19 protein-coding genes are annotated in these 22,120 nt (G+C 65.0%); 9 read left to right on the top strand and 10 right to left on the bottom strand.

Annotated features, from left to right (window positions below; genetic code table 11):
* Positions 1-13: 13 nt before the first annotated feature.
* From ptsP to KVT37_RS08435, 4 genes are all read left to right on the top strand, one after another.
* A complete protein-coding gene (gene ptsP, locus KVT37_RS08450; RefSeq protein WP_217571590.1) occupies positions 14-1,588 on the top strand; it encodes a phosphoenolpyruvate--protein phosphotransferase in 1,575 nt (524 codons plus the stop codon).
* 4 nt (positions 1,589-1,592) lie between these two features.
* Positions 1,593-2,024 (top strand): hypothetical protein, encoded by a 432-nt coding sequence (locus KVT37_RS08445; protein ID WP_217571588.1) that lies wholly within the window; start codon positions 1,593-1,595, stop codon positions 2,022-2,024.
* A gap of 33 nt (positions 2,025-2,057) precedes the next feature.
* On the top strand, positions 2,058-3,044 hold the full coding sequence (dhaK, locus tag KVT37_RS08440; protein ID WP_217571586.1) for a dihydroxyacetone kinase subunit DhaK: 987 nt from the start codon (positions 2,058-2,060) through the stop codon (positions 3,042-3,044).
* Positions 3,045-3,214: 170 nt separating this feature from the next.
* A complete protein-coding gene (locus KVT37_RS08435; protein WP_217571873.1) occupies positions 3,215-4,240 on the top strand; it encodes a nucleotidyltransferase family protein in 1,026 nt (341 codons plus the stop codon).
* Between the two features lie 19 nt (positions 4,241-4,259).
* Here KVT37_RS08435 and KVT37_RS08430 read toward each other — a convergent pair whose 3' ends face one another.
* Genes KVT37_RS08430 through KVT37_RS08420 form a run of 3 tightly spaced genes read right to left on the bottom strand, consistent with a single transcriptional unit; the run spans position 4,260 to position 5,961 of the window.
* Entirely contained in the window at positions 4,260-5,246 is a 987-nt protein-coding gene (locus KVT37_RS08430; RefSeq protein ID WP_217571584.1) for a serine kinase, read from the bottom strand.
* The gene (locus tag KVT37_RS08425; protein WP_217571582.1) at positions 5,243-5,674 is read right to left on the bottom strand and encodes a lasso peptide biosynthesis B2 protein; all 432 of its coding nucleotides are present in this window, start codon (positions 5,672-5,674) and stop codon (positions 5,243-5,245) included. Before KVT37_RS08425 ends, KVT37_RS08430 begins: the two co-directional genes overlap by 4 nt.
* Positions 5,674-5,961 (bottom strand): PqqD family protein, encoded by a 288-nt coding sequence (locus KVT37_RS08420; RefSeq protein ID WP_217571580.1) that lies wholly within the window; start codon positions 5,959-5,961, stop codon positions 5,674-5,676. Before KVT37_RS08420 ends, KVT37_RS08425 begins: the two co-directional genes overlap by 1 nt.
* Positions 5,962-6,586: 625 nt before the next feature.
* Between KVT37_RS08420 and KVT37_RS08415 the strand changes: the two genes are divergently transcribed.
* The 3 genes from KVT37_RS08415 to KVT37_RS08405 all read left to right on the top strand — a co-directional run bounded on the left by KVT37_RS08415 (position 6,587) and on the right by KVT37_RS08405 (position 10,614).
* Positions 6,587-8,494, top strand: a complete 1,908-nt coding sequence (locus tag KVT37_RS08415) for a propionyl-CoA synthetase (protein ID WP_217571578.1) — start codon at positions 6,587-6,589, stop codon at positions 8,492-8,494.
* A 104-nt stretch (positions 8,495-8,598) separates the two neighbouring features.
* Positions 8,599-9,678, top strand: a complete 1,080-nt coding sequence (locus KVT37_RS08410) for an acyltransferase (protein ID WP_217571576.1) — start codon at positions 8,599-8,601, stop codon at positions 9,676-9,678.
* Positions 9,679-9,879: 201 nt separating this feature from the next.
* Positions 9,880-10,614, top strand: coding sequence for a metallophosphoesterase (locus tag KVT37_RS08405; protein WP_308642592.1), 735 nt, complete (start codon positions 9,880-9,882; stop codon positions 10,612-10,614).
* A gap of 58 nt (positions 10,615-10,672) precedes the next feature.
* On the opposite strand, the gene KVT37_RS08400 is transcribed toward KVT37_RS08405, so the two are convergent.
* The 6 genes from KVT37_RS08400 to KVT37_RS08375 form a co-directional block, all read right to left on the bottom strand.
* The gene (locus KVT37_RS08400) at positions 10,673-13,057 is read right to left on the bottom strand and encodes a polysaccharide biosynthesis tyrosine autokinase (RefSeq protein WP_217571572.1); all 2,385 of its coding nucleotides are present in this window, start codon (positions 13,055-13,057) and stop codon (positions 10,673-10,675) included.
* Between the two features lie 167 nt (positions 13,058-13,224).
* Entirely contained in the window at positions 13,225-14,121 is an 897-nt protein-coding gene (gene galU / locus KVT37_RS08395; RefSeq protein ID WP_217571562.1) for a UTP--glucose-1-phosphate uridylyltransferase GalU, read from the bottom strand.
* Between the two features lie 46 nt (positions 14,122-14,167).
* On the bottom strand, positions 14,168-15,139 hold the full coding sequence (locus tag KVT37_RS08390) for a glycosyltransferase family 2 protein (RefSeq protein ID WP_217571560.1): 972 nt from the start codon (positions 15,137-15,139) through the stop codon (positions 14,168-14,170).
* On the bottom strand, positions 15,129-16,067 hold the full coding sequence (locus KVT37_RS08385) for a glycosyltransferase family 2 protein (protein WP_217571557.1): 939 nt from the start codon (positions 16,065-16,067) through the stop codon (positions 15,129-15,131). Before KVT37_RS08385 ends, KVT37_RS08390 begins: the two co-directional genes overlap by 11 nt.
* Positions 16,067-17,056, bottom strand: coding sequence for a glycosyltransferase family 2 protein (locus KVT37_RS08380; protein WP_217571555.1), 990 nt, complete (start codon positions 17,054-17,056; stop codon positions 16,067-16,069). Before KVT37_RS08380 ends, KVT37_RS08385 begins: the two co-directional genes overlap by 1 nt.
* Positions 17,057-17,079: 23 nt before the next feature.
* Positions 17,080-18,246 (bottom strand): glycosyltransferase, encoded by a 1,167-nt coding sequence (locus KVT37_RS08375; RefSeq protein ID WP_217571553.1) that lies wholly within the window; start codon positions 18,244-18,246, stop codon positions 17,080-17,082.
* A 197-nt stretch (positions 18,247-18,443) separates the two neighbouring features.
* Here KVT37_RS08375 and KVT37_RS08370 point away from each other — a divergent pair, with 197 nt between their 5' ends.
* Both KVT37_RS08370 and KVT37_RS08365 read left to right on the top strand, forming a co-directional pair.
* Positions 18,444-19,940, top strand: coding sequence for a lipopolysaccharide biosynthesis protein (locus KVT37_RS08370; RefSeq protein WP_217571551.1), 1,497 nt, complete (start codon positions 18,444-18,446; stop codon positions 19,938-19,940).
* Between the two features lie 45 nt (positions 19,941-19,985).
* Positions 19,986-21,008 carry a phosphoribosyltransferase gene (locus KVT37_RS08365; RefSeq protein ID WP_217571549.1) on the top strand — a complete coding sequence of 341 codons (1,023 nt, stop codon included), beginning with the start codon at positions 19,986-19,988 and terminating at the stop codon, positions 21,006-21,008.
* Positions 21,009-21,034: 26 nt separating this feature from the next.
* On the opposite strand, the gene KVT37_RS08360 is transcribed toward KVT37_RS08365, so the two are convergent.
* Positions 21,035-22,114 carry a glycosyltransferase gene (locus KVT37_RS08360; RefSeq protein WP_217571547.1) on the bottom strand — a complete coding sequence of 360 codons (1,080 nt, stop codon included), beginning with the start codon at positions 22,112-22,114 and terminating at the stop codon, positions 21,035-21,037.
* Positions 22,115-22,120: the final 6 nt, after the last annotated feature.

Genomic DNA, 22,120 nt, shown 5'->3' with positions numbered 1-22,120 from the left:
AGGAATGCGAGCCATGCGGATTGACGGCATTCCCGCCTCTCCCGGCTATGCCGAAGGGCCGCTGTTCGACCTGGACTGGCCGCCGGCCGCCTATCAAGACAAAGCGAACACGACCGAGGAAAGAGCCGCGCTGGAAACGGCGATCGGCAAAGCCGTCAGCCGGTTGGCGGCTCTGGTCGACACCGCCGACGGCGATGCCGCCGGCATCCTCGAATTTCACATCGCCATGCTGGAGGACGATGCGCTGAGCGGTCCGGCCTTCGCGTCGATCGGTTCCGGGCAGCCGGCGGATGTCGCCTGGCGCGCGGCGCTCGACGGCGAAATCGCCGGCTATGACGCGTCCGACCAAGACTATTTCCGCGCGCGCGCCGCGGATCTGCGCGACATCCGCGACCAGGTGTTGCGAGCGCTGAGCGAGGACGGCGAAGCCGCTGTACCACCCGGCGCCATTCTTTACGGCGAGGACATCGCGCCGACGCGCTTCCTCGAAACCGACTGGAGCAAAGGCGGCGGCATAGCGCTCAAATCCGGCAGCACCGCCAGCCATGTCGCGATGCTGGCGCGCTCGCGCGGCGTGCCGATGGTCGTCGGCCTGGGTGCCGCGGCCGCACCGCTCACCGGCGCCGCGCTGCTCGATGCCGAACACGGCGCGATCATTGTCTCGCCATCCCCGGCCGAGGTCGAAACCTTCCGGGTATCGGCCTCGTCCTTCGCGGACCGCCAGGGCGCGGCGCGGACATTCCTCACGGAACCGGCGGTGACCAAGGCCGGCACCGCGGTGCGCGTCCAGGTCAACATCGCCTACCCTTCGGATGTCGACGGCATCGATATCGCGACCTGCGACGGGGTCGGCCTGATGCGCACGGAATTCCTGTTCGGCAAGACGCTGCCGGACGAGGAGACGCAATATCAGGCCTACCGCAAGGTGCTGGAATGGGCCGGCAACAAGCCGGTGACCATCCGCACCGTCGATGCCGGCGGCGACAAGCCGGTGCCGGGTTTAACCGTCGAGGAGACCAACCCGTTCCTCGGCCTGCGCGGCATCCGGCTGTCGCTGGCGCGGCGCGATATCTTCCGCGTGCAGATACGGGCATTGCTGCGCGCCGCCATCCACGGCAATCTGAAGGTGATGTTCCCGATGATCGCCACACCTGACGAGTACAGCCAAGCCGCCGCGCTGTTTGCGGAAGAACAGGCCGCACTTGCCGCGCAAGGCGTGGCGCACAGGCTGCCGCCACTCGGCATCATGGTCGAGGTGCCGTCGGTGGCGCTGGCGCCGGAAGCCTTCGCCGACGTCGCCTTCTTCTCGATCGGCTCCAACGATCTGACGCAATATGTGATGGCGGCCGCGCGTGACAACGCAGCTGTGGCGCATCTCAACTCAGTCCACCATCCGGCGGTGCTGCGGCTGATCGCTGCCGTCGCCGCCTTCGGGCGCGACACGGGAATCCCGGTCAGCCTCTGTGGCGATGCCGGCGGCGACCCGGCCGCCATCCCTGCGCTGCTCGAGGCAGGCTTGCGCGACCTGTCGGTCGCCCCTGCCCAGCTTGCCATGGCCAAGGCGGCCATCGCGGAGGCGGGGGTATAGGCGCATGGCCGAGCTTGCCAAGACACCGGAGCCGGGATCGGAAGAGGCGATCCGCGCCTACAAGACGATCCTGTCGCATGTCATCGACCAGCGCCCGTCCGGCATGCGCCAGCGCCTGGCCGACGCGCTCGGCAAGCATCGCAGCTTCGTCACGCAGATTTCCAGCCCGGCCTACACGATACCCATTCCCTCAAAACATTTGCCGGCGATCTTTTCCGTCTGCCATTTCAGCCAGGCCGAGCGTGACCATTTCCTCGCCGCCTATCATCTGGCGCACCCCGGCAAAATGTCGGTAGCGGCGGGCACGCGCAAAACCAGGCATGTCTCGGTCATCGTTCCCGATTTCGGCGATGACAAGCAGAACGCCGCGCTCGACCGGGCGATCAACGATTTCATCCAGAAGATCACCAGCATCGCCGGCAAGAGTAGCGGCTGATCAATATCGCGTAAGGCTGTGTCGGGAGGACACATGAAGAAGTTCCTGAATTCGGTCGATACGGTGCTGACCGAGAGCCTCGACGGCTTCGCGGCCGCGCATGCCGATATCCTGGTCCTCGGCGAGGAGCACAAATTCATCCGCCGCAGGGGGCTGAAACCCGGCAAGGTGGCGCTGATCTCGGGCGGCGGCTCCGGCCACGAGCCGCTGCATGGCGGGCTGGTCGGCCACGGCATGCTGGATGCCGCCTGCCCCGGCCAGGTCTTCACCTCGCCGACACCCGACCAGATGCTCGCGGCCGTTGCGGCCGTCGATACCGGCGCCGGTTGCCTGTTCATCGTCAAGAACTACGAAGGCGACGTGATGAATTTCGACATGGCGGCCGAGATGGCGGACGGCGTGCTGCAGGTAGTGACCAATGACGACGTCGCCGTCGAGAACTCATCCTACACGACCGGGCGGCGCGGCGTCGCCGGCACGCTGGTGGTGGAAAAGATCGTCGGCGCGGCGGCCGAGCAAGGCATGGCCCTGTCCGAACTCAAGGCGCTGGGCGACCGGGTCAACGCCGCGACGCGCTCGATGGGCGTGGCGCTGACCAGCGGCACGGTGCCCGCCGCCGGCAAGCCGACCTTCGAGATCGGCGACGGCGAGATGGAATTCGGCGTCGGCATCCACGGCGAGCCCGGCCGCCGGCGCGACGCTCTGAAGAGCGCCGACGCCATCGCCGAGGAGGTCTGCGCGGCGATTGCCGGCGACCTCGCCGATCGCGCTAAAGGGCCGGCGCTGCTGTTCGTCAATGGCTTCGGCGGCACGCCGTCGATGGAGCTCTATCTGATGTACAACAGCGCCCGCAAAATGTTCGAGAAACAGGGCGTGACGGTGACCCGCTCGCTGGTCGGCTCCTATGTCACCTCGCTCGACATGGCTGGATGCTCGATCACGCTCACCATGCTCGACGACGAAATGACGGCGCTGTGGGATGCGCCGGTGCATACCGCGGCGCTGCGTTGGGGGATGTAGAGCAAGTCCAGGAAAAGTGTGAAGCGGTTTTCCGTCCGGAATTGCGTAAAAACAAAAAGATAGAGCGGTTCGCCGTTTCCGTGAAACGGTGAACTGCTCTGGCCGTCACTGGCTTCCCTGGTGCTTTTCTGGCAAGCATGCGCGAAACCTCGTTGCTGTTTGCCGAACCAATGCTGCCCGCGCTTTCGCCTGCCCAGGAAAAACTGCTGATCAGCCTTGCCGATCCCGAGGCCGCGGCCGATTGGGGCGTGGATGTCTCTGGGGCCAGCCTGATGGCGCTGCTGGCCAATGCCGAATTCCACGGCGTTCTACCGATTGTGCTGCGCAAGCTCAGGGAACGCGGTGACGCCAATCTGCCAAAAGACGCCGGCCTGCCGCAAAAACTAGCCGAATTGCGCGACCAGTCGACGACGGCGACTGGCCAGTCGATGCTGCTGCAATACCATGGCGACCGCATCATGAAGGCGCTGGCGGCGAAGGGCGTTGCGGCCCGGATCGTCAAGGGGCCGGTGTTCGCGCGCAAGCTCTATCGCCAGCTTGCCGACCGGCCCTTCACCGACATCGATATCCTCGTCGACCCCGCCAGCATCGAGGCGGCCAACAGAACGATCGCCGAATGCGGCTTCAAGCTCGGCAGCGGCGAGGCAGAATCGCATGAGTTGCAGGAGTTCAAATGGCTGGAGAAAGATAACTCCAGCCTGCTGGTCGAATTGCACGGCAATCTGGTGCACGACACCGGCATGCGCAGGCGCCTGTCGCTCGGCTTCCGCGAGTTGCAGGCGATCGACAATGGCGAAACCGACACGCCGGCCGCGCTGCTCACCATCGGCATCGTCCATGCCGCCGGCGGCCATAAGTTCCACCGGCTGCAGCTCTGCGTCGACGTGCTGCAAGGCGTGCGGGCGCTGAAATCGCCGGACGAGGAAGCCCGGCTGCTCGAGGCCGCCCGCATGACCGGCATCGAGCTCGAGTTGGCGACGGTCCTCAATGTGACGGGACGCCTGTTCGGCGCGCCGCGCGCGATCGAGCTTGCCAATCGCATCAAGCCGGACCTTTCGATACGGCTGGCGAAATGGTTGATCACCGGCAACATGCTGCTGCGCGTCAACTCGCGCGAAAAACTGCGCTCGCGCCTCAGCCGCGACGCTTTTCGTTGGGTGCAAAGGTTGGCGCGGCCGAGGCCTTACCCGGCCTGAGCGCGGGAAGCACGATCCGTTAAGGACGCATCGCGGCTTGGATCAGCGCCGCCGCCTCGACCGGCCTCGCTCCGACTCGCAGCGTGAAAGTCGGCACGGTCTTGACCAGGGTCGCGATCGTCGCCATCCGCCTTTTCTGCAGCGGCAAGAGGCCGGTCATGCCGGTCCGCACATTGTCGGTGGCCAAAGCCACCATGGCGTCGGTTCTGGCCATGGGCACGAGCCGGGTCTCGCCGTCCACCGAGCGGGCAAGATGCAAAAGCGCCGCGATCGGCCTTGCCCGAACATCCTCGACACGGATGATCTCGCCAAGGCGATCGAGCGAGACGGCCTGCTCGCCCTCGGCGTCCCATGTCTCGCCGAGGCAGGGCGCCACGAAAGGCAGCATCGCCGCGGTGTGGCGATGGACCTTCACTTTGCGTGGCATGCCCCAGGCGGTGACGCCATCGGCCGTCGTCTTCAGGATCATGACGTCGTCGGAGCAGAGGCCGAAGCCCTGCGAGGCGAGCGCCAGCGACGTCGTCGACTTGCCGGTGCCGCTCGGCGCATGGATCAGGACCAGCGCGTCGCTGCCCGGCAGCGTCAGGCCGGCGGTATGGAGCATGTGCTGGCGGCCGGCATCGAGCGCGGCATCGAGCACAATCATCAGCAGCGTCCACTTGATCTTGTAGTCCGGATGAACGCGGATTTCGGCCCAGCCTTCCCCGTCGTGGATCGCCACCGTCTGCTGGCCCGGAAAGACGAGGTGGAAGATGCCGCCGGCGTCGATCATCCGGCAATGGCCATCCAGCGGCACCTCGCCGTCGAAAGCAAGTTTTCCTTCCGGATTCTCCTGCAGCTGCGGCGTCTCGACGATGTTGACGCGAAAGCCGGGCTGGACGGGCTCGTCCAAACGCAGGGTGCCGAGCATCAGGTCGAAGCTCGGCCAGAGGTCGGCGCGCGCGGCGGTGATGCCGATGACCTGCCCTTTGAGGTCGTAGCAGAACGTGGTTGTCCGATCGCTCAAGCGGCGGGCGCCTTCATGCTGGACGGGTGGCGGTAGATCTCCACCATGCCGGGCTGGCTGTCGCTGACAACCGGCTTGCCGTCGAGGCAGACCCAGCAATGCGCCGACAGGCGCGGCTCATGCATCGACCTGGCATCGACGCCGAAACGCAGCTCCGGATCGAGACCGGCCATGCGCAGGAAGCGAAAGCCGAGGAGCCCTTCCCGGAGGCACCTGCGGTCGCGCATGAACCATGGGCGCCGGACCGTTCGGTTGACGCGCTGCACGATGTAAGTCCAGGGCAGGTCACGATAGGGCGCAGGCGACCGCAGCGGCGCCAGTTTCAACACGCTTTCGAAATCGCGCCGTCCGACCAATGCCGGCATCAGCCGGGCGCTGAGCCACAAATGGGCGCGGAACAGGACGCGCAGGAACGGTCCGTCGGTCATCACACGCCCGGGTCGGCGAGAATGCCTTCGGCCACCAATTCGGCGACCAACGCGGCCATATCCTCGTCGAGCGTTGCCTTGTCGACGTCGAACTCTTCCGACAACAGGTCGACGATCTGGTTGAGGTTGCGCGCGCCGTCGACCTTGCCGAGAAAGGCCTCGGTCGTGTCATTGCAGGTGTAAAGCTGGCCGCTGCGCGCCAGGAGCACGACGGCGCCATCGCCGACATGCTGCACGGAAGCGTCGTCCGCCATCCGCAGCACCGTTTCAGAACCAATCTCAGCCATGCGTCCGCTCCCCTTCGCCCGGGAGCAAATAGCGCGCCAACCCCACGCTGTCCATTATCTCGCGCCGAAGTTGCGCCGTTACGGCGGCCGTCCTGCCGCAAATGGCCGGAACCTCAGCCGGCTGGACCGGTCGGACCGCTTGCGGTCGCCGCCACGAGGCTCGACAGCTTCTCACGCTTTGCCAGCACTGGCTTTTCGTAAGCTATCTTCATCGAAAATTCCCGGAAAAACATCCACGGCGGCAGGATGACGGGCGGTCGCGCCCACTGTCAAGCCGGCCGGTCCCGCCAGGATTGCGTTCCTTCCCTTAAGTAAGCTATGAGTCCGCCGGGCTTTGGGGAGTGATGTTTTATGCGTTACAATTGGGAACGGGCTCCGACGGCGTTCGAGCGCCATCGGAAAGCGCTGGCGGCGGCTATCCTGATCGCCGGCGGTGTCGGGCTGATGCTGGCGGCGCTGCCGCTCTAAGCCGGCTTATATCACAGACAGTGACAGCGAGGCCTCCGCTCGGGGCGCCGAACAGGGACGTTTGCCCGCGATGTCGACCAAAATGCAGGAAGACATGGCCGCCGCGCGCGGCTTAGTCTATGGCAGGGCGGCAGAACGTTTCTTGGGAGGAAGCCGGATGGCCTCACGCTACCACGAAGTCTATGAGGGCTGGAAACGCGACCCCGTAGGGTTCTGGGCCGAGGCGGCCAAGGCGATCGACTGGTACAAGCCGGCCGAGAAGGTCTTCGATCCGTCGGAAGGCGTCTATGGCCGCTGGTTTGTCGGCGCTTCCTGCAACACCTGCTACAACGCAATCGACCGTCATGTCGCCGGCGGCCGCGCCGACCAGCTGGCGCTGATCCATGACAGCGCCATCACCGGCACGATGCGAAAATTGACCTATGCCGAATTGAAGCGCGAGGTGGTCGCGCTGGCCTCGGTGATCAGGCATCGCGGCATCGGCAAGGGCGACCGCGTCATCATCTACATGCCGATGGTGGCGGAAGCGGCGATCGCCATGCTCGCCTGCGCGAGGCTGGGCGCCGTGCATTCGGTGGTGTTTGGCGGCTTCGCCTCGCATGAGCTCGCCACCCGCATCGACGATGCCAAGCCGAAGCTGATCATCACCGCGTCCTGCGGACTGGAGCCGGGTCGTGTCGTCGCCTACAAGCCGCTGCTCGACAAGGCGATCGAGATATCGAAGCATAAGCCGGACGCCTGCCTCATCCTGCAGCGCGAGCAGCTGCGCTGCGACATGAAGGACAATTACGACTTCGACTATGCCGATGCCGTGGCGCGCGAGCGCGCCGCCGGCGCCAATGTCGACTGCGTGCCGGTGCTGGCCACCGACCCGCTCTACATCATCTACACCTCCGGCACGACGGGGCAGCCGAAGGGCATCGTGCGCGACAATGGCGGCCATATGGTCGCGCTGAAATGGACGATGGACAACGAGTTCGGCGTCAAGCCGGGCGAAGTGTTCTGGGCGGCCTCCGATGTCGGCTGGGTGGTCGGCCATTCCTACATCGTCTACGGGCCGCTTTTGCATGGCTGCACCAGCATCCTGTTCGAAGGCAAGCCGGTCGGCACGCCGGATGCCGGTACTTATTGGCGGGTGATCTCCGAGCATGGCGTGGTCGCGCTGTTCACCGCGCCGACCGCCTTCCGCGCCATCAAGGGACAGGACCCCAAGGGCGAGTTCGTGCCGAAATACGATTTGTCGAAATTCCGCACGCTGTTCCTCGCCGGCGAGCGCGCCGATCCCGAAACCATCAAATGGGCCGAGCAGAAGCTCGACCGGCCGGTCGTCGACCATTGGTGGCAGACCGAGACCGGCTCGCCGATGACGATCAACCCGGCCGGTCTCGGGCTGCTGCCGGTGAAATACGGCTCGCCCGGCGTGCCGATGCCGGGCTACGACATCCGCATTCTCGACGATGCCGGCCATGAGGTAACTCGCGGCACGCTCGGCAATGTCGTGGTCAAGCTGCCGCTGCCGGCCGGCTGCCTGCCGACGCTGTGGAATGCCGATGCCCGCTTCCGCCAGGCTTACCTCGAAGAGTTTCCCGGCCACTACAAGACCGCCGATGCCGGCATGATGGACGAGGACGGCTATCTCTATGTCATGGCCCGCACCGACGACATCATCAACGTCGCCGGCCACCGGCTGTCGACCGGCGCCATGGAAGAGGTGCTGGCGGCCCATCCCGATGTCGCCGAATGCGCCGTCATCGGTATTGCCGACGCCATGAAGGGCCAGGTGCCGCTGGGCTTCGTCGTGCTCAATGCCGGCGTGGCGCGCGACACCGGCGCGATCGAAAGCGAAGTGGTGGGGCTGGTGCGCGAGCGGATCGGCCCGGTCGCCGCCTTCAAGACGGTGGTGACGATCAAGCGGCTGCCCAAGACCCGCTCCGGCAAGATCCTGCGCGGCACGATGCAGAAGATCGCCGACAAGGAGGAATGGACGATGCCGGCGACCATCGACGATCCCGCGATCCTCGACGAGATCACGGCGGCGTTGAAGGGACGTGGCTTCGGGGTGTAGTCGAAAGACGGCAAGTCGCGATTTCTCCCGCAGCGCAATCGTCTATTGTGCAATGCAGCAATAGCGCCTAGAGTTCACTTGGGGGGCCATACCGAAGGCACGGCATGGCTCAGCATAAGACGACATTCGGCGGCGTCGACATTCTACGATTCCTGGCTGCCGTCATGGTGATGTTCTATCACTATGGCTTCTGGGTCTGGGCCTTTCCCGACGGCATTTCGGCGCGCGCGACCGGCGGCATCCCGCCGCATCCCGAAATGGCTTTTGCCGGTTCCGGCTGGGTCGGCGTGCAGGTGTTCTTCGTCATCAGCGGCTTCGTCATCGCCTTCAGCGCCGAGAACGCGACACCGCTGAAATTCTTCGAGGCGCGCTTCAGACGGCTGGTGCCGGCGGTCTGGATCTGCGCGCCGCTCACCGCGATCGTGCTGCTTATGGTCGGCCTCTCCTGGCCGACGGACGCCGTGATCCGGCTTGTCCGCACCGGACTGTTCGTGCCCTTCGAGCCATGGGTTGATAGCGTCTATTGGACGCTCGGCATCGAGATTGCCTTCTACGCCATCGTCTGGGTGCTGCTGTGGCTCGGCCGCTTCGACCTGATGGAAACGGCCGCCATCGTCATCGGCCTGATGAGCACGCTGTTCTGGTGCCTCTATTTCGCTTTCGGCTGGACCGACCTCGCCGAAACGCGCTGGCTGCAGCTAACTCTTGTGCATCATGGCGCCTTCTTCGCCGTCGGCGTGCTTTTGTGGCTGATGCGCTTCAAGGCGACAACCGTCACCCGCCTCGCCTTCACCGCCCTGTTCCTGTTCGCGGGCGCGCTGCAGATCGCGAGCTCGGTCGACGTGCACAGCAGCAAGGTCGGAGCCGCCATGCCTTACGCGGCGCCGATCATCATCTTCCTCGCTGCCGTTCTCCTGATGGCGTGGTCGCTCAGCCTCGACCTTTCCTGGCGCGGCTGGCGGCGAATCGGGCTGATGACCTATCCGCTCTATCTCATCCACGACGTCGTCGGCGCGGCGATGCTCGGCACCCTGATGCGCGCCGGCGTGCCCTATCTTGTCGCGATTCCTGCCGTCGGCGCCGCCATGATCGCGGCGAGTTGGTTGATCGCGGCCGAGGCCGAGCCGCGCGTCCGGCTGCTCTTCGACCATACGCTGTTCCGCTACCGGCTGAAGGCCGCCTGACCCCGGGCTAGAGCAATTCCAGGAAAAGCGTCCGGAATTGCCTAAAAACAAAGAGATAGAGCGGTTTGCCGTTTCGGTGAAATGGTTAACCGCCCGGTGTGGAATTGTTTGCATTCGGCGTGATAATCGAGGCGCAAACCAGTGCAAGTACCCGAGCCTCAATCCGTGAGCCTGTTCCAGCGTTCGAGACGACCCCGACCCGTGCCGCGCGAAAGGCTGGTCATGGATATGCGCGGCACCGTGGTCTACGCGGTCGGCGACGTGCATGGCTGCCTCGACGAGTTGCGGGCACTGGAAGGAAAAATCCAGCTCGACGCGCTGCGGTTCAGCGGCCGCAAGATCATCATCATGCTGGGCGACTATATCGACCGCGGGCCGCATTCGCGGCGCGTGATCGAACATCTGATGGCGCCGGCGCCGAAGGGCTTCCTGCGCGTGTGCCTGGTCGGAAACCACGAGGTCGCGCTGCTCCTCTATCTGGACGGCTATCTCTCGCGTGAAACCTGGCTCGGCTATGGCGGCCGCGAAACCCTGTTCTCCTACGGCGTCGACCCTGACCGGCTGATAAGCCTCTACGGTTCGAGCGAGCAGGCGGACGCGCACATCCGCGAGGCCATCCCGGCCAGCCATGTCGATTTCCTGCGCACGCTGCCGGCGATGGTCTGCTCGGATGAATGGGTCTTCGTCCATGCCGGCATCCGGCCCGGCGTCTCGCTGGAGGCGCAGGACGAGGCCGATCTCCTCAACATCCGCGAAGAGTTCTTCCAGGCGTCACACCGCCTCGACCGCTGGGTGGTGCACGGACACACGATCGTCGATGTTCCCACCCTCGACGGACGCCGGCTCGACATCGACACCGGCGCCTTTCAGACAGGGCGGCTGACCGCGCTCAGGATCGTCGGCAAATATGGCCGGCTGCTGTCATCACAAGATTAGGGCGGCTCGCCGTTTCAGGCTGAGCCGCCCCATGTCTTTTTTCCGATCGGAACCCGCCTCAGGCCGCCTGCTTGGGACGCTGCTCGGACTTCTCCAGATAGTAGCTCGAGTAGCGGTCGAAGAAGCGTTCCGAGCCGCCGAGCGAGCCGTATTTGGCCAGCTTCTTCAAATCGACCTTGTTGAGCACCGCGCCGATCACCTTGTTGGCGATATAGGGCTCGGATTCCAGCATCGAGCGCACCATCTTGCGCGGCGTGCGGCCCCATTCGGCCACCAGCACGAAACTGTCGACCAGCGGCGCGAAGGCCTTGGCGTCGACGACGGGGCCGAGCGGCGGCAGGTCGACGATGATGTACTCGAACGTTTCCTTGGCGTTCTCGATGAAGCGGCGCATGCCGGCCGAGCCCAGAAGCTCGCTGGTATGCGAGAACTGGCCGCGCAGCACGGCTGGAATGATCGCAAGCTTGGTCTGGCGGTCAACCTTGCCGACCGACTGCCAGGTTTGGCCGTTGACCACCGCTTCCATCAGCCCCTGTTCGGCCTCCATGCCGAGGCTGCGGCTCAAGCCCGGATTGCGCAAGTCGCCGTCGATGAGCAAGGTCCTGGCGCCGTTGGCGGCGAGCAGGCCGGCGAGGTTCGCGGCCACCGTCGACTTGCCTTCTCCGGGCAGCACCGAGATGACGCCGATGACCCGGCTGCCACGATCCTCCATCACGACGTCAAAGGCGATCTTGGCGTTGCGCAGCGTCTCGGCGAACATCGAGGCCGGGGCGTCGATGCTGACGCGCATGCGCGCCCGTTTCTCGGCGGCGGAGAGGCTGGCCACCTTGCCATCGACCGGTAGATCGTCGGCGGCCTTGGCCTCCTTGGCCTTGCCGCCGCCGATGGTCGGCAGATAGCCGAGGAATTTCAGGCCGACGCGGTCGCGAATGTCCTCGCCCGTCCTGAAGAAGCGCTCATTGAACTCGTTGAGCCCGCCGAAGCCGGCGCCGAGCATCAGGCCGAGCACCAGCGACAGCGCCAGCACGCGCATGGTGCGTGGGCTGGAGGCCGTGAGCGGCATCGTCGCATCGGAAATGATACGGACCTTGCCGACCGGGAAGGACTGCTGCTGCGAGGCTTCCTCATAGCGGCTGAGGAAGGTCTGATAGAGCGTGGTCAGGGCCTGCGCCTGCTGGTCCAGCTCCTTCAGCTTGACCTGCGACTGGTTGTCGATCGAGCTCTTGCCGGCGGCGGTGGAGATCTTGTCGCGCAGCGCGGTCTCGCGCGCCTGCGCCACTTCGAAGTCGTTGCGGTAGCTTTCGGTGAGCTGCTTCAGCTGGCCGAAGATCTGCGCCGAGACATCGGCCTTTTCCTTGGTCAGCGCGACCGCCTGCGGATGGTCCTTGCCGAAATTCGTCTCGACGTCCTGCAGGCGCTTGGCAATCGCCAGATAGCGGGTCTTGAGCGCGATGATGACCGAACTGCTCGGCTGGTCCGAGCCGATGGCCGAATCGTTGAAGGCGCTTTCGGAGCCGCTGTCGACGATCGCCTTGTATTGCTGGTAGCGGGCGCTGGCTCTAGCGGTGTCGGCCTGGGCGACGATCAGCTGGGCGTTGAGATCGGCGAGCTGCTTGTCGCTCAGCAACTGGCCGTCGCTGTTGGCGGAGAGCCCATGTTCGGCCCTGAATTTCTCGACCGCCATCGCTGCCTGCTGCGAGCTCTCCCGCAATTCGGTGAGCCGGCCCTGCAGCCACAAGGCGGCGCGTTCGGTGGCGTCGAAGCTGGCATTGAGCTGGTCGGCCAGATAGGCATCGGCATAGGCCTTGGTGATGGCCGTGGCCAAGGCGGGATCCGGCGCCTGGTAGCCGATGGAAATCACGTAGCTGCGGCCGTTACGCTGCGCCAGCACCTCGCTTTGCAGCTTCAGCACCGCGTAGTCATGCGTCGCCGTCTTGATCATGGCCTGGCGCGTCGCTTCGTCGACATTCTGCAAGCCGGGGATGTCGTCGGCCGAGCTGCCGCGGAAATAGCCGACGACGCCGCGCAGGAAGCCGACGCCCTTGGCCAGGGCCGACTGCGGCGGGTTCATGAACGCTTCGTTCTGGTCGAGCTTCAGCTTGTCGACGACCACCGATGCCAGGCGCGCCGAGGTCAAGATCTCGATCTGGCTGAGCAGCGAGGCGTCGGTCTGCATGGTCTGCGACGCGGCCGAGATGTCGTCGACGACCTTGTTCAGGCCTTCGTCGATCAGGACGCTCGCCACCGACATATATTGCTTGGGCGTGGTCTGCAGATAGATCACGCCCAGGAACAGGCCGATGATGGCGCAGACCGCCACCACCTTGGCCTGCCGGGCGGCCATGCCAAGCAGACGCTCGACGTCGATGAAGTCTTCACCCTTTTCCTGATCGGTGTTGGGCAACGGCATCCTCTTGTCGAGAGGGAAGTTGGCATAGTTCATCTTCGGTCCAATTCCAGGTTTGAGGCGCTATCGGCCTTGGTAGATCGGCGTCGTGACCAGAAAAGACCGCGCAACGTTGTTGCCAGGATGCGCCGGGCCGGAAGGCCCGGGCGCTGTTGTGGCTGTCGCGCCATCGCGAGTTCGCATATGCACCCGAAAGATGGGCATTATGCGGCTACTTCCCGGCGCTCATGCGACCGGACGAATTGCTGCAGCATCTCGAAGACAGGGCCTTTCATGTCGTCGCGTGCCAGGGCAAAGGCGATGGTGGCCTCGATGAAACCTTCCTTGGAGCCGCAGTCGAACATGCGGCCGTCGAAAGGCTGGGCATAGAAGGGCTGGCTCTGGGCCAGACGCACCATGGCGTCGGTGAGCTGGATTTCGTTGCCGGCACCGCGCTGCTGGTTGCCGAGCAGGGCAAAGATCTCCGGCTGCAGCACGTAGCGGCCGTTGATGTAGAAATTCGACGGTGCCTTGGCGGGCGCGGGCTTTTCGACCATCTCGGTGACCTTGAAGCCGGAACCGACCTCGTCGCCGCGGCCGACAATGCCGTATTTGCCGGTTTCGGCCGGGTCGCAGCGCTCGACGGCGATCACATTGTCGCCTGTACGCTGATAGAGATCGACCGTCTCGGCAAGGCAGCCGCGCGCGCCGAAGGACACCATGTCGGGAAGCAACAACGCGAAGGGCTCATTGCCGATCACGTCGCGCGCGCACCATACGGCGTGGCCGAGGCCCTGCGGCGACTGCTGGCGGATGAAGGAGGTGGCGCCGGCCTCCGGCAGCAGGTTCTCCAGCGATTCGAGCTGGGCCTTCTTGCCGGTCTGCTCCAGCGTGCCGATCAATTCAGGATGCAGGTCGAAATAGTCCTCGATGACCGCCTTGTTGCGGCCGGTGACGAAGACGATGTGCTCGATACCGGCCTCGAAGGCCTCGTCGACGGCATATTGCACGACGGGCTTGTCGACGACGGGCAGCATTTCCTTGGGCATCGACTTGGTCGCCGGCAAGAACCGCGTTCCGAGCCCCGCCACCGGGATGACTGCCTTCCTGACTTTCTGCATCTGGTCTTCCTTCTGAGAGAAAAAGATTTCTACCTATCGCCGGCTATCAAAAACTCGCCCGCATGCTTCGTCTCCCCACCCCCGCGGCAAACCTTGCCGCAACCCTTCTCAGCCGGACCGCGATCGGCATCGACATATGCCTGACCGCGGCCGGATCCCTGAGCGCCGCGCCTATCGCCTTGAGCAGCGCGCGCGCCTTGATGTGTTGAACCAGGGCCAGGAACGACGCTGCCTTGCGCAGGCTGCGGCCGCGTCTGGCGAACGCCGCCCGGGCGCTGCTGTCCATGGGATATGCCGCCGCGAACGCTGCGTCGGCGCGCATCATCGCCTCGACATGGTGCAATTCGAGCACGCGCGAGATCGAGCCGGAGCGGATGTGATAGACGTAGCCGACGGTCGGCTCGACCACGCAACGGCCGCCGCTGGCCAGCGCGCTTGCCAAGAGAATGTAGTCCTCGCCGATGCGCAGTTCCTCGTCGTAGCGCAGTCTGTTTTCGTCGAGGAACCGGCGCTGGAAGATCGGCTTGAGATAGCCGAAATTGAAGCGCGATTCGAAGACCAGATTGCCGGCGATGTAGTCGGCCAGCGAAATTTCGCGCAAACCTTCCAGATAGCCGGTCGGGAACATGATGTCGTCGGGCGTGCCGTCCTCGCGTACGACCTGGACATTGTCGACGGCGATCTCGGCGCCGGCCGCTTCCGCCCGCGCGATCATCGCCGCCAGACGGTCCGGATGCACGGCATCGTCGGAATCGAGCACCGCCACCCAGCGGCCGCGGGCAAGGTCGAGGCCGGCATTGCGGGCGCCGCCCGGACCGCGATTGGCGGGTAGCGCCACCACCTTGACGATGTCTTGCGGATAGGCGCGCGCCACATCCAGCGTGCCGTCGCGCGACTGGTCGTCGACGACGATGATCTCGACAGTCACGCCGCGTTGCGCGATCGCGGCGGCGATAGCGCGGTCTAGGGTCGCCTCGGCATTGTAGGCGGCTATGACGAAGCTGACGTCAGGCTGCACGTTTGTTCCCTTGCTCTGGCGAAGTGAGGCCGTACTGGCGGATTTCGCGGACGCCGACCAAACCGCTGACGACACCAACGTGCATAATGCCGCGCAGCACGCTGCGGTTCCGCCGCACCGGGCTGATCGCGGTCAAAACCGCCATGCCGAAGCAATAGGCGGCCTTGGCGGAAGCGAGCCCGACCTGGCCGGCGCGTCGCACGCCGCCCGTGTTGTGGCCGATCAGGTGGCCGTGGGTCTGACCGAAGCGGAAGCGACGGCGGCGCAGCCAATCGAACGCCGCCCTGGAGCGCGGCACCACCTCGTCGACAAAGGCTTGCGGCGCAAAGGCGATACGGCCGCCGGCCTTGACCATGGCATCGAAGAACTCGGTGTCCTCGCCGCCGGTCTGGCCGCGCGCCAGGCTGAAGCGCCGGCCGCGCAGGCTCGCATCGGTCGTTCTGAGCAGGACGTTGCAGGTGTAGCCGGTGCGGATCTCGCCACGCACCCAGACCGGCAAGGTCGAGTGGAAATCGCCCTTTCGCATCCAGTCCGGCGCGTCCTGGCGATAATGCGCCCGCACCGGTCCGAGCACCGCCGCGGCGCCGGTGGCATCGGCCGTCGCCATCAATTCGACGAGCCAGCCGGGCGACGCGGTCTCATCGTCGTCGATGAAGACGGCGAAGTCCGAAACGCTGGCATCGAGGCAGGCATTGCGGGCGATCGAGATGTTGCGCGCTGGCGCGTGGCGATAGCGGATCGGCAGCTTCAGCTCCTCGGCCAATGCCTTCACCAGCTTCTGGGCGCTGGGCTCATCGTCATTGTCGGCAATGACGATGCCGATCTCCAACCCCTCGGGCTTCTCCAGCGCGGCGACGGAGCGCAGCGTGTCGGCCAGCTCCGGCCGACGGAAGGTGCAGATGCAGATGTCGATCGAGCGGCCGGTCATCACGCCACCTTGCGCTGCGAGCGCGGCGTCAAAAGCTGCTGCCAGAAGCCGACGGACCAGCCGAAATGCATGACCATCGCCGAGACGCCGGCCAGGGCGATGCCGGCATTGCGCTGGCGTATCGCGGTCGCCAGGCCGTAGCCGAGGCACACGGACGCCCACAAAAGGAACGGCACCGCCGCCAGCCAGTGGACAAAGGAGAACAGGGCGAGCAGCACCACGGGCGCGACCAGAATCGGGATCATCTGCCGGACCTTCGGCACCATGCGGTGCTTGAGCACATTCCTGGCGCGGCCGCGGCCATAGCCGAGATACTGGAAATACAGGCTCTTCAGCGTCGAGCGCGGATAATAGACCATCTGCGTCCTGCCGCTCATCCAGATGCGGCAGCCGGCCTGGCGCAGGCGGTAGTCGAGCTCGGCGTCCTCGTTGTGGCTGAAACTCTCGTCATAGCCGCCGACCTGCCTGAAGGCGGCGATGCGCATCAGCGCGTGGTGGCCGTGATCGACCCATTCGCCTTCGGACATGTGCCGGTGCTTCGAGCCGCCGGTGCCGAGCTTGGAGTTCTGCGCCGCCGCGACGGCCTTCTGCACGGCGCCGGTGCCGGCGGTCAGCATCGAAACGACGACCGAATCGGCGCCGGTGGCAAGCGCTTCCTCGACCAGCCGGTCGCAGTAATCGTCCGGATAACCGCCATGCGCGTCGATGCGGATGAGATAGTCGGCGCCTTCGCCGAGGCTCGCGACCGCCAGATTGATGGCGGCGCTCTGGATGCGCTTCGGGTTGGCGAGCAGGAGGACGCGGGGATCCAAGGCCACGATGTTTTCGACGATGGCTTGCGTGCCGTCGGTGCTGCCGCCGTCGGCGACGACGATGCGGCCGCCGAGTCTGGCCGCGGCGGGCCGCAACTGGTCGAGCAGACCGCCGATATGCGCGGCCTCGTCGAGGCAGGGAATGACGATCAGGATCGATGGAATGGCCTGCGTCATCGGTCTTTGCACGTCCTCCGTCATTACGCCGCCGCCGCAAAAGTCGAAGGCATGGCAGCGAGGCCGCGCAGTTTTTCGACGAAGGCCGCGCAGTCGCCGCGGTCGTAGCTCCAGGTTCGCGGATTGCGGGCCAGCACCCGCGACTTCAGACCGCGATATCCATCCTGGTCGATCCGGCCCAGCATCGCCTCGATGCCCTCAACCGTCGCCTCGGACAGAAGCACGCCGATATCCTTCTGTTTCAGGAACCGGCCGGTTTCGGTGTCCGCCATCGAGATCGGCACGGCGCCGAAGCGGCAGCCCTCATAGAGGCGGTTCGGCAGCAGCCATTCGGAATTCTGGCCGGCTTCGAAGAAATCGATCGCCCAGGAGAAATGCACCTCCTGGTAGATTGCCGCCATGTCCTCCGGGTTGCGGTAAGGGCCGCCGAACGAAAGCCAGGGCTCGGCTTGGACGAAACCATGAAAGTCCGGGAATTCGGACAGTGCCGGACGGCCTCTGAGCACAACCTCGAAACGGCCTGACTGCCGGCGGGTGAAATCGGCCAACAATTCCAGCGAGCGGCGGCAGCGCAGGGCGCCGAACCAGCCGATGCGCCAGGGCGGCGACGCCGGGCCGGCGTCGTCGAAAGAAGGCGCTGCGGCAATAGATGCTGCCTCGAAATATTTGTTCTCGATCAGTTCGACGGGTGCGACGATCTGCCCGAACGGCTCGAAATAATTGGCGATGAAGGCCGGCGAGCTCGTCACCAGAAGCTTCACGTCGCGGGCAAGGCGGCGCTCGGCGCCGCGCAGGGTCCTGCCGACAAAATCGTCGCGCAGCACCAGGCGATGGATATCCAGGCATTCATAGACAATCGGCACGCTCGCCCCGAGCGCGGCATTGGCACGGCGGGCGAGCGCCAGCATCTCGAGGTTGCGCGCGATGATGAGATCGGGCCTGGGCATGGCGCCCAGTTTCGCACCGATCGACATGGCAGCCTTGGCGACCGCGCCGATGCGCTGCGCGAATCGGCCGTCGCGCGTCGCGCCAAGGTCGACAGGCTCGATACCCTCGATCGCGGCGACCGGATTGGTGGTGCGGCGGAAGCCCGCCAGGGTAACTCTGGCGCCGCCTGCCTTGAGCATCTGTACCCTCCGGCGCACCGCCGGGTCGGATACGTCATGCACAAGGTACAAGACATGCAGCATGAAACTCGACCGCTGTTGGGCCCACCCATCGGGGATGCTAGTACAGCTTTTGCTGCATCGCAACAATTTTGGTGCTGCGGAGCAACCGTCCGCACATTTTTTGTTGCACTGCAAAAAGGTCTTGCGGTAGTTTACGCATGGCGGCGGGCGCCGGTCGTGACGATGTCGGATCGGTAGCAAGATCAGGGATCCTGAATTTGGAAACCAGTGCATTCGATCCGCCTGAGGGCTCTCTGCGCAAATCGGTCGGACGCGGCGCGGTCGTCACCGCGATGGCGCAAGGCGTGCGCGTGGCGACGCAGATCATCTCCGTCATCGTGCTGTCGCGGCTTTTGTCGCCGCAGGATTTCGGTGTCGTGGCGATGTGCGCGCCGGTGCTTGCCTTCATCGCGCTGTTCCAGGATTTCGGCCTGACCCAGGCGACGATCCAGAAGACCGGCATCCGCCACGAGGAGGTCAACTACCTCTTCTGGATCAACGTGGCGGTGAGCGCGGTGCTGGCCTGCGTGCTCGCGGCTTCGGCGCCGCTGGTCGCCGCCTTCTATGGCGAGCCGCGCGTGACGGGCCTCGTCGCCGCCTTCGGCCTGCAGATCCTGGCCTACGGTCTGGGAGCCCAGCATGTGGCGCTGCTGACGCGCCGCATGGAGTTCACGCGGCTGGCCATCATCGACATCGCCAGCGCCATCATCGGTGTCGCGGTGTCGATAGGCTGGACCTTCATCGACCGCTCCTACTGGGCGCTTTTCGCCGGTACGCTGGCAAGCGCCGTGCTGCCGACGCTTTGCTACTGGTATTCGTCGCGCTGGCGCCCCGGCCTGCCGCGCAAGGTCGAAGGCATCGGCGCGCTGATCAATTTCGGCGCCGGCATCACCGGCTTCAACTTCGCCAATTTCTTTGCCCGCAACCTCGACAATGTGCTGATCGGCAAATACTGGGGCGAGGCGCAGCTCGGCCTCTATGACCGCGCCTACAAGCTTTTGCTGTTCCCGCTCAGCCAGATCACCAACCCGCTGGCGAAGGTGATGGTGCCGGCGCTGTCGCGGCTGAAGGACGAGCCGGACCGCTACCGCAGCGCCTATCTGCGGGTCATGCCACTGATCCTTCTGGTGGCGCTTCCGGGCGTCGCCTTCGCCACCGCCATGTCCGACACGCTCATTCCCTTCGTGCTCGGCGAGCAATGGCGAGGCAGCGCGCCGATCTTCCTGGCGCTGGGCTTTGCCGGCCTGCTGCAGCCGCTCAACAATCCCGCGGGATGGCTGTTCGTAAGCCAGGGCCGTTCAGGCGACTTCATGCGCTGGGGCATCATCACAGCGGTGACCTCGGTGGCGGCCTTTGCCATCGGCCTTCCCTATGGCGCGCTTGGCGTCGCCGTCGCCTATGCGATCAGCGAATATATGCGCACGCCGTTCCTGTGGCTCTATGTCGGCAGGAGCGGACCGCTCAAGGCCAGCCATGTGCTTCACGCGGCGCTGCCTTTCGTGCTCGGCGCGCATCTGGCGCTCGGCCTGGTCTGGCTCGCCAAACCATTGCTGCAAGCGCCGCCCGTCGTCGCGCTGGCCGGCGGCGCGGCGCTCTCCTATGCCGTCACCATCATCGTCGCGCTTGCCTTCGGCGCCGGCCGCGAAGCGCTTCGCGAGGCGTTGCGGCTGATCCCGGCACGCGGGTTTTCCGCCACTCCAAGCGAGGCGAAATGAACCGCACCGCTCGCGACACGCCGATCTCAGGACAGGAATAACCGCATGAACTACCGATCGATCTCAGACATGAACGACGCGATCGTGCGCAACCTGCACCGGCTGCCGCGCGACATCGACCTGGTCGTCGGCGTGCCGAGGAGCGGCATCCTCGCCGGTACCATGGTCAGCCTGATCGCGAACATCCCGATGACCGACCTCGACAGTTTCCTGGCCGGCCGGATCTACACGTCGGGCATCACGAAACGCTGGGCGGGCCTCGACCGGCAAGCCTCCGAGATGCGCAAGATCCTGGTGATCGACGACAGCATCATCGGCGGCACCGCCATGCGCGACGCGCGCGAAAAGATCGCGGCCAGCGGCATCAAGGGCGATTTCATCTTCGCCGCCGTGTTCGGGCTGTCGCTGCAGCATGAGGAAACCGACATGGTCTTCGAGGCCGTGCCGCATCCCAGGATGTTTCAGTGGAATTTCATGCATCACATGTTCCTCGAGCAATGCTGCGTCGACATTGACGGCGTGCTTTGCCTCGATCCGACCGAGGACGAAAACGACGACGGCCCGGCATACGAGAAGTTCCTGGCCGAGGCGCGGCCGCTGCTCGCGCCGACACGCAAGATCGGCTGGCTGGTGACGAGCCGGCTGGAAAAATACCGCAAGCTGACCGAGGCCTGGCTCGCCGGCCAAAACATCAAATACGATCATCTCATCATGCTTGACCTGCCGAACAAGGCCGAGCGACAGCGGCTCGGCGCGCATGGCAGCTTCAAGGCCGAGTTCTACCGCAAGTCGGACGCCATCCTGTTCATCGAGAGCGAGCACGAGCAGGCGCAGAGGATCGCCAAGCTCTCCGGCAAGCCGGTGCTGTGCGTCGAAACCAACATTGTGAGCCTGCCCGACCCGCTGTCGCTGCCGGCACTGCAGCAGGCGGCGCGCAACCTTCCGGCGCGGCTCAGGCAGATCAATTCGCTCGATGGACGCAAGCAGGCCGTCAAGGCGACCGCCCGCGCATTGCTCGGCGAGCGCGGCTATGAGGCGCTGAAGAACCGGGTGAAGCGCCCGGCATAAGGGCGTTTCACACTTCCTGGAATTGCTTACGCGGCGCGGCGGGCGCCTTGCCGGGCCGCTCTTTCGAGCAGATCGAGAAACACCACCAATTGCCGCGCCGGGTCGAGCTCCGGGCGTTTGGAGAAGGCGAGCGCCGCGGCCGAGAGCCGCTCATATTCCTGGCGGTCGGTCCACAGTCGCCGCACCGCCGAAGCCCAGTCGGCCACCGGAGCGTCGTAGTCGAGCACCACGCCGCCGGGACCGATCGCTTCGGGCAGGCCGCCACGCCGTGATCCGACGACGGGGATGCCGCTGCAATGCGCCTCGGACGCGACGCGGCCCCAGGCTTCCTCCCATTTGCTCGGCGCGAGCAGGATCCGGGTGCGGCCATAGACCGTCTTCATGTCGTTGGTGCGGTTCTCCAGCGTGACATTCGCAAGCGGCGCGATGGTCTTCTCGATGCGGGCACGATGGTCGTCCTCGAGCTTCCAGCTTTCCACGAACAGGAACGGGATCTCCGGGCAGGCCGCAGCAATCTTCACCGCAAGATCGAAACCCTTCTCCTCATAGGGGTTGATCATGGTGACGAATTCGCCGCTCGTGTGGGTGCAGTAGAGCGCGTCGTTGATGGTCGGCGGAAGCACGATCGACTCGATGCCGAACTTTTCCTCGTAGGTGCGCGCCGTGAACTCGGAATTGGCGATGTACAAGGCCGAACCGAGCTCGCGCGGATCGCCGGCGAGCTCATGAAATTCGACGTTGTGGAGATAGACGACCAGCGGCACGCCTTCGGCGAGAAGCGCCTTTCCCAGCAGGACGGACTTGTGGCACTGCACGACGGCGACGTCGGGTCTGGTTTTCTCGACGGCGAAGGCGGCCGCGTCCCAGGGGAACCAGGCGCGCATCACCGGATAGCCGGGAAAATTGTCGACCACCGCCGGCTGCCGCAACAGTTTCATCTTGGCCCGCGCCTTGAAGCCGAACATGCCGTCACCGAACAGCGAGGCAAGCACCGACGCCTGGTGCCCATGCTCGATCAGCTGTTCGACCAGATGATGAGTGTTGGATTGCACGCCGCCGGTGAACTCGGGAATGTATCCGTTGCCGCTCGCAAAAAGCACTTTCATCGATCG

Source organism: Mesorhizobium sp. GbtcB19, assembly GCF_019091085.1.
GTDB lineage: Bacteria > Pseudomonadota > Alphaproteobacteria > Rhizobiales > Rhizobiaceae > Mesorhizobium.
This window is presented reverse-complemented; position numbering and strand designations above follow the sequence as displayed.

Bases quoted from the DNA above. Each gene is read 5' to 3' on its own strand.
- KVT37_RS08420 (WP_217571580.1), bottom strand. From the start codon at position 5,961: ATGGCTGAGATTGGTTCTGAAACGGTGCTGCGGATGGCGGACGACGCT.
- KVT37_RS08380 (WP_217571555.1), bottom strand. From the start codon at position 17,056: ATGACGCAGGCCATTCCATCGATCCTGATCGTCATTCCCTGCCTCGAC.
- dhaK (WP_217571586.1), top strand. From the start codon at position 2,058: ATGAAGAAGTTCCTGAATTCGGTCGATACGGTGCTGACCGAGAGCCTC.
- KVT37_RS08375 (WP_217571553.1), bottom strand. From the start codon at position 18,246: ATGCTGCATGTCTTGTACCTTGTGCATGACGTATCCGACCCGGCGGTG.
- KVT37_RS08415 (WP_217571578.1), top strand. From the start codon at position 6,587: ATGGCCTCACGCTACCACGAAGTCTATGAGGGCTGGAAACGCGACCCC.
- KVT37_RS08360 (WP_217571547.1), bottom strand. From the start codon at position 22,114: ATGAAAGTGCTTTTTGCGAGCGGCAACGGATACATTCCCGAGTTCACC.
- KVT37_RS08400 (WP_217571572.1), bottom strand. From the start codon at position 13,057: ATGAACTATGCCAACTTCCCTCTCGACAAGAGGATGCCGTTGCCCAAC.
- KVT37_RS08435 (WP_217571873.1), top strand. From the start codon at position 3,215: ATGCTGCCCGCGCTTTCGCCTGCCCAGGAAAAACTGCTGATCAGCCTT.
- KVT37_RS08445 (WP_217571588.1), top strand. From the start codon at position 1,593: ATGGCCGAGCTTGCCAAGACACCGGAGCCGGGATCGGAAGAGGCGATC.
- ptsP (WP_217571590.1), top strand. From the start codon at position 14: ATGCGGATTGACGGCATTCCCGCCTCTCCCGGCTATGCCGAAGGGCCG.
- KVT37_RS08385 (WP_217571557.1), bottom strand. From the start codon at position 16,067: ATGACCGGCCGCTCGATCGACATCTGCATCTGCACCTTCCGTCGGCCG.
- KVT37_RS08365 (WP_217571549.1), top strand. From the start codon at position 19,986: ATGAACTACCGATCGATCTCAGACATGAACGACGCGATCGTGCGCAAC.
- KVT37_RS08410 (WP_217571576.1), top strand. From the start codon at position 8,599: ATGGCTCAGCATAAGACGACATTCGGCGGCGTCGACATTCTACGATTC.
- KVT37_RS08425 (WP_217571582.1), bottom strand. From the start codon at position 5,674: ATGACCGACGGACCGTTCCTGCGCGTCCTGTTCCGCGCCCATTTGTGG.
- galU (WP_217571562.1), bottom strand. From the start codon at position 14,121: ATGCAGAAAGTCAGGAAGGCAGTCATCCCGGTGGCGGGGCTCGGAACG.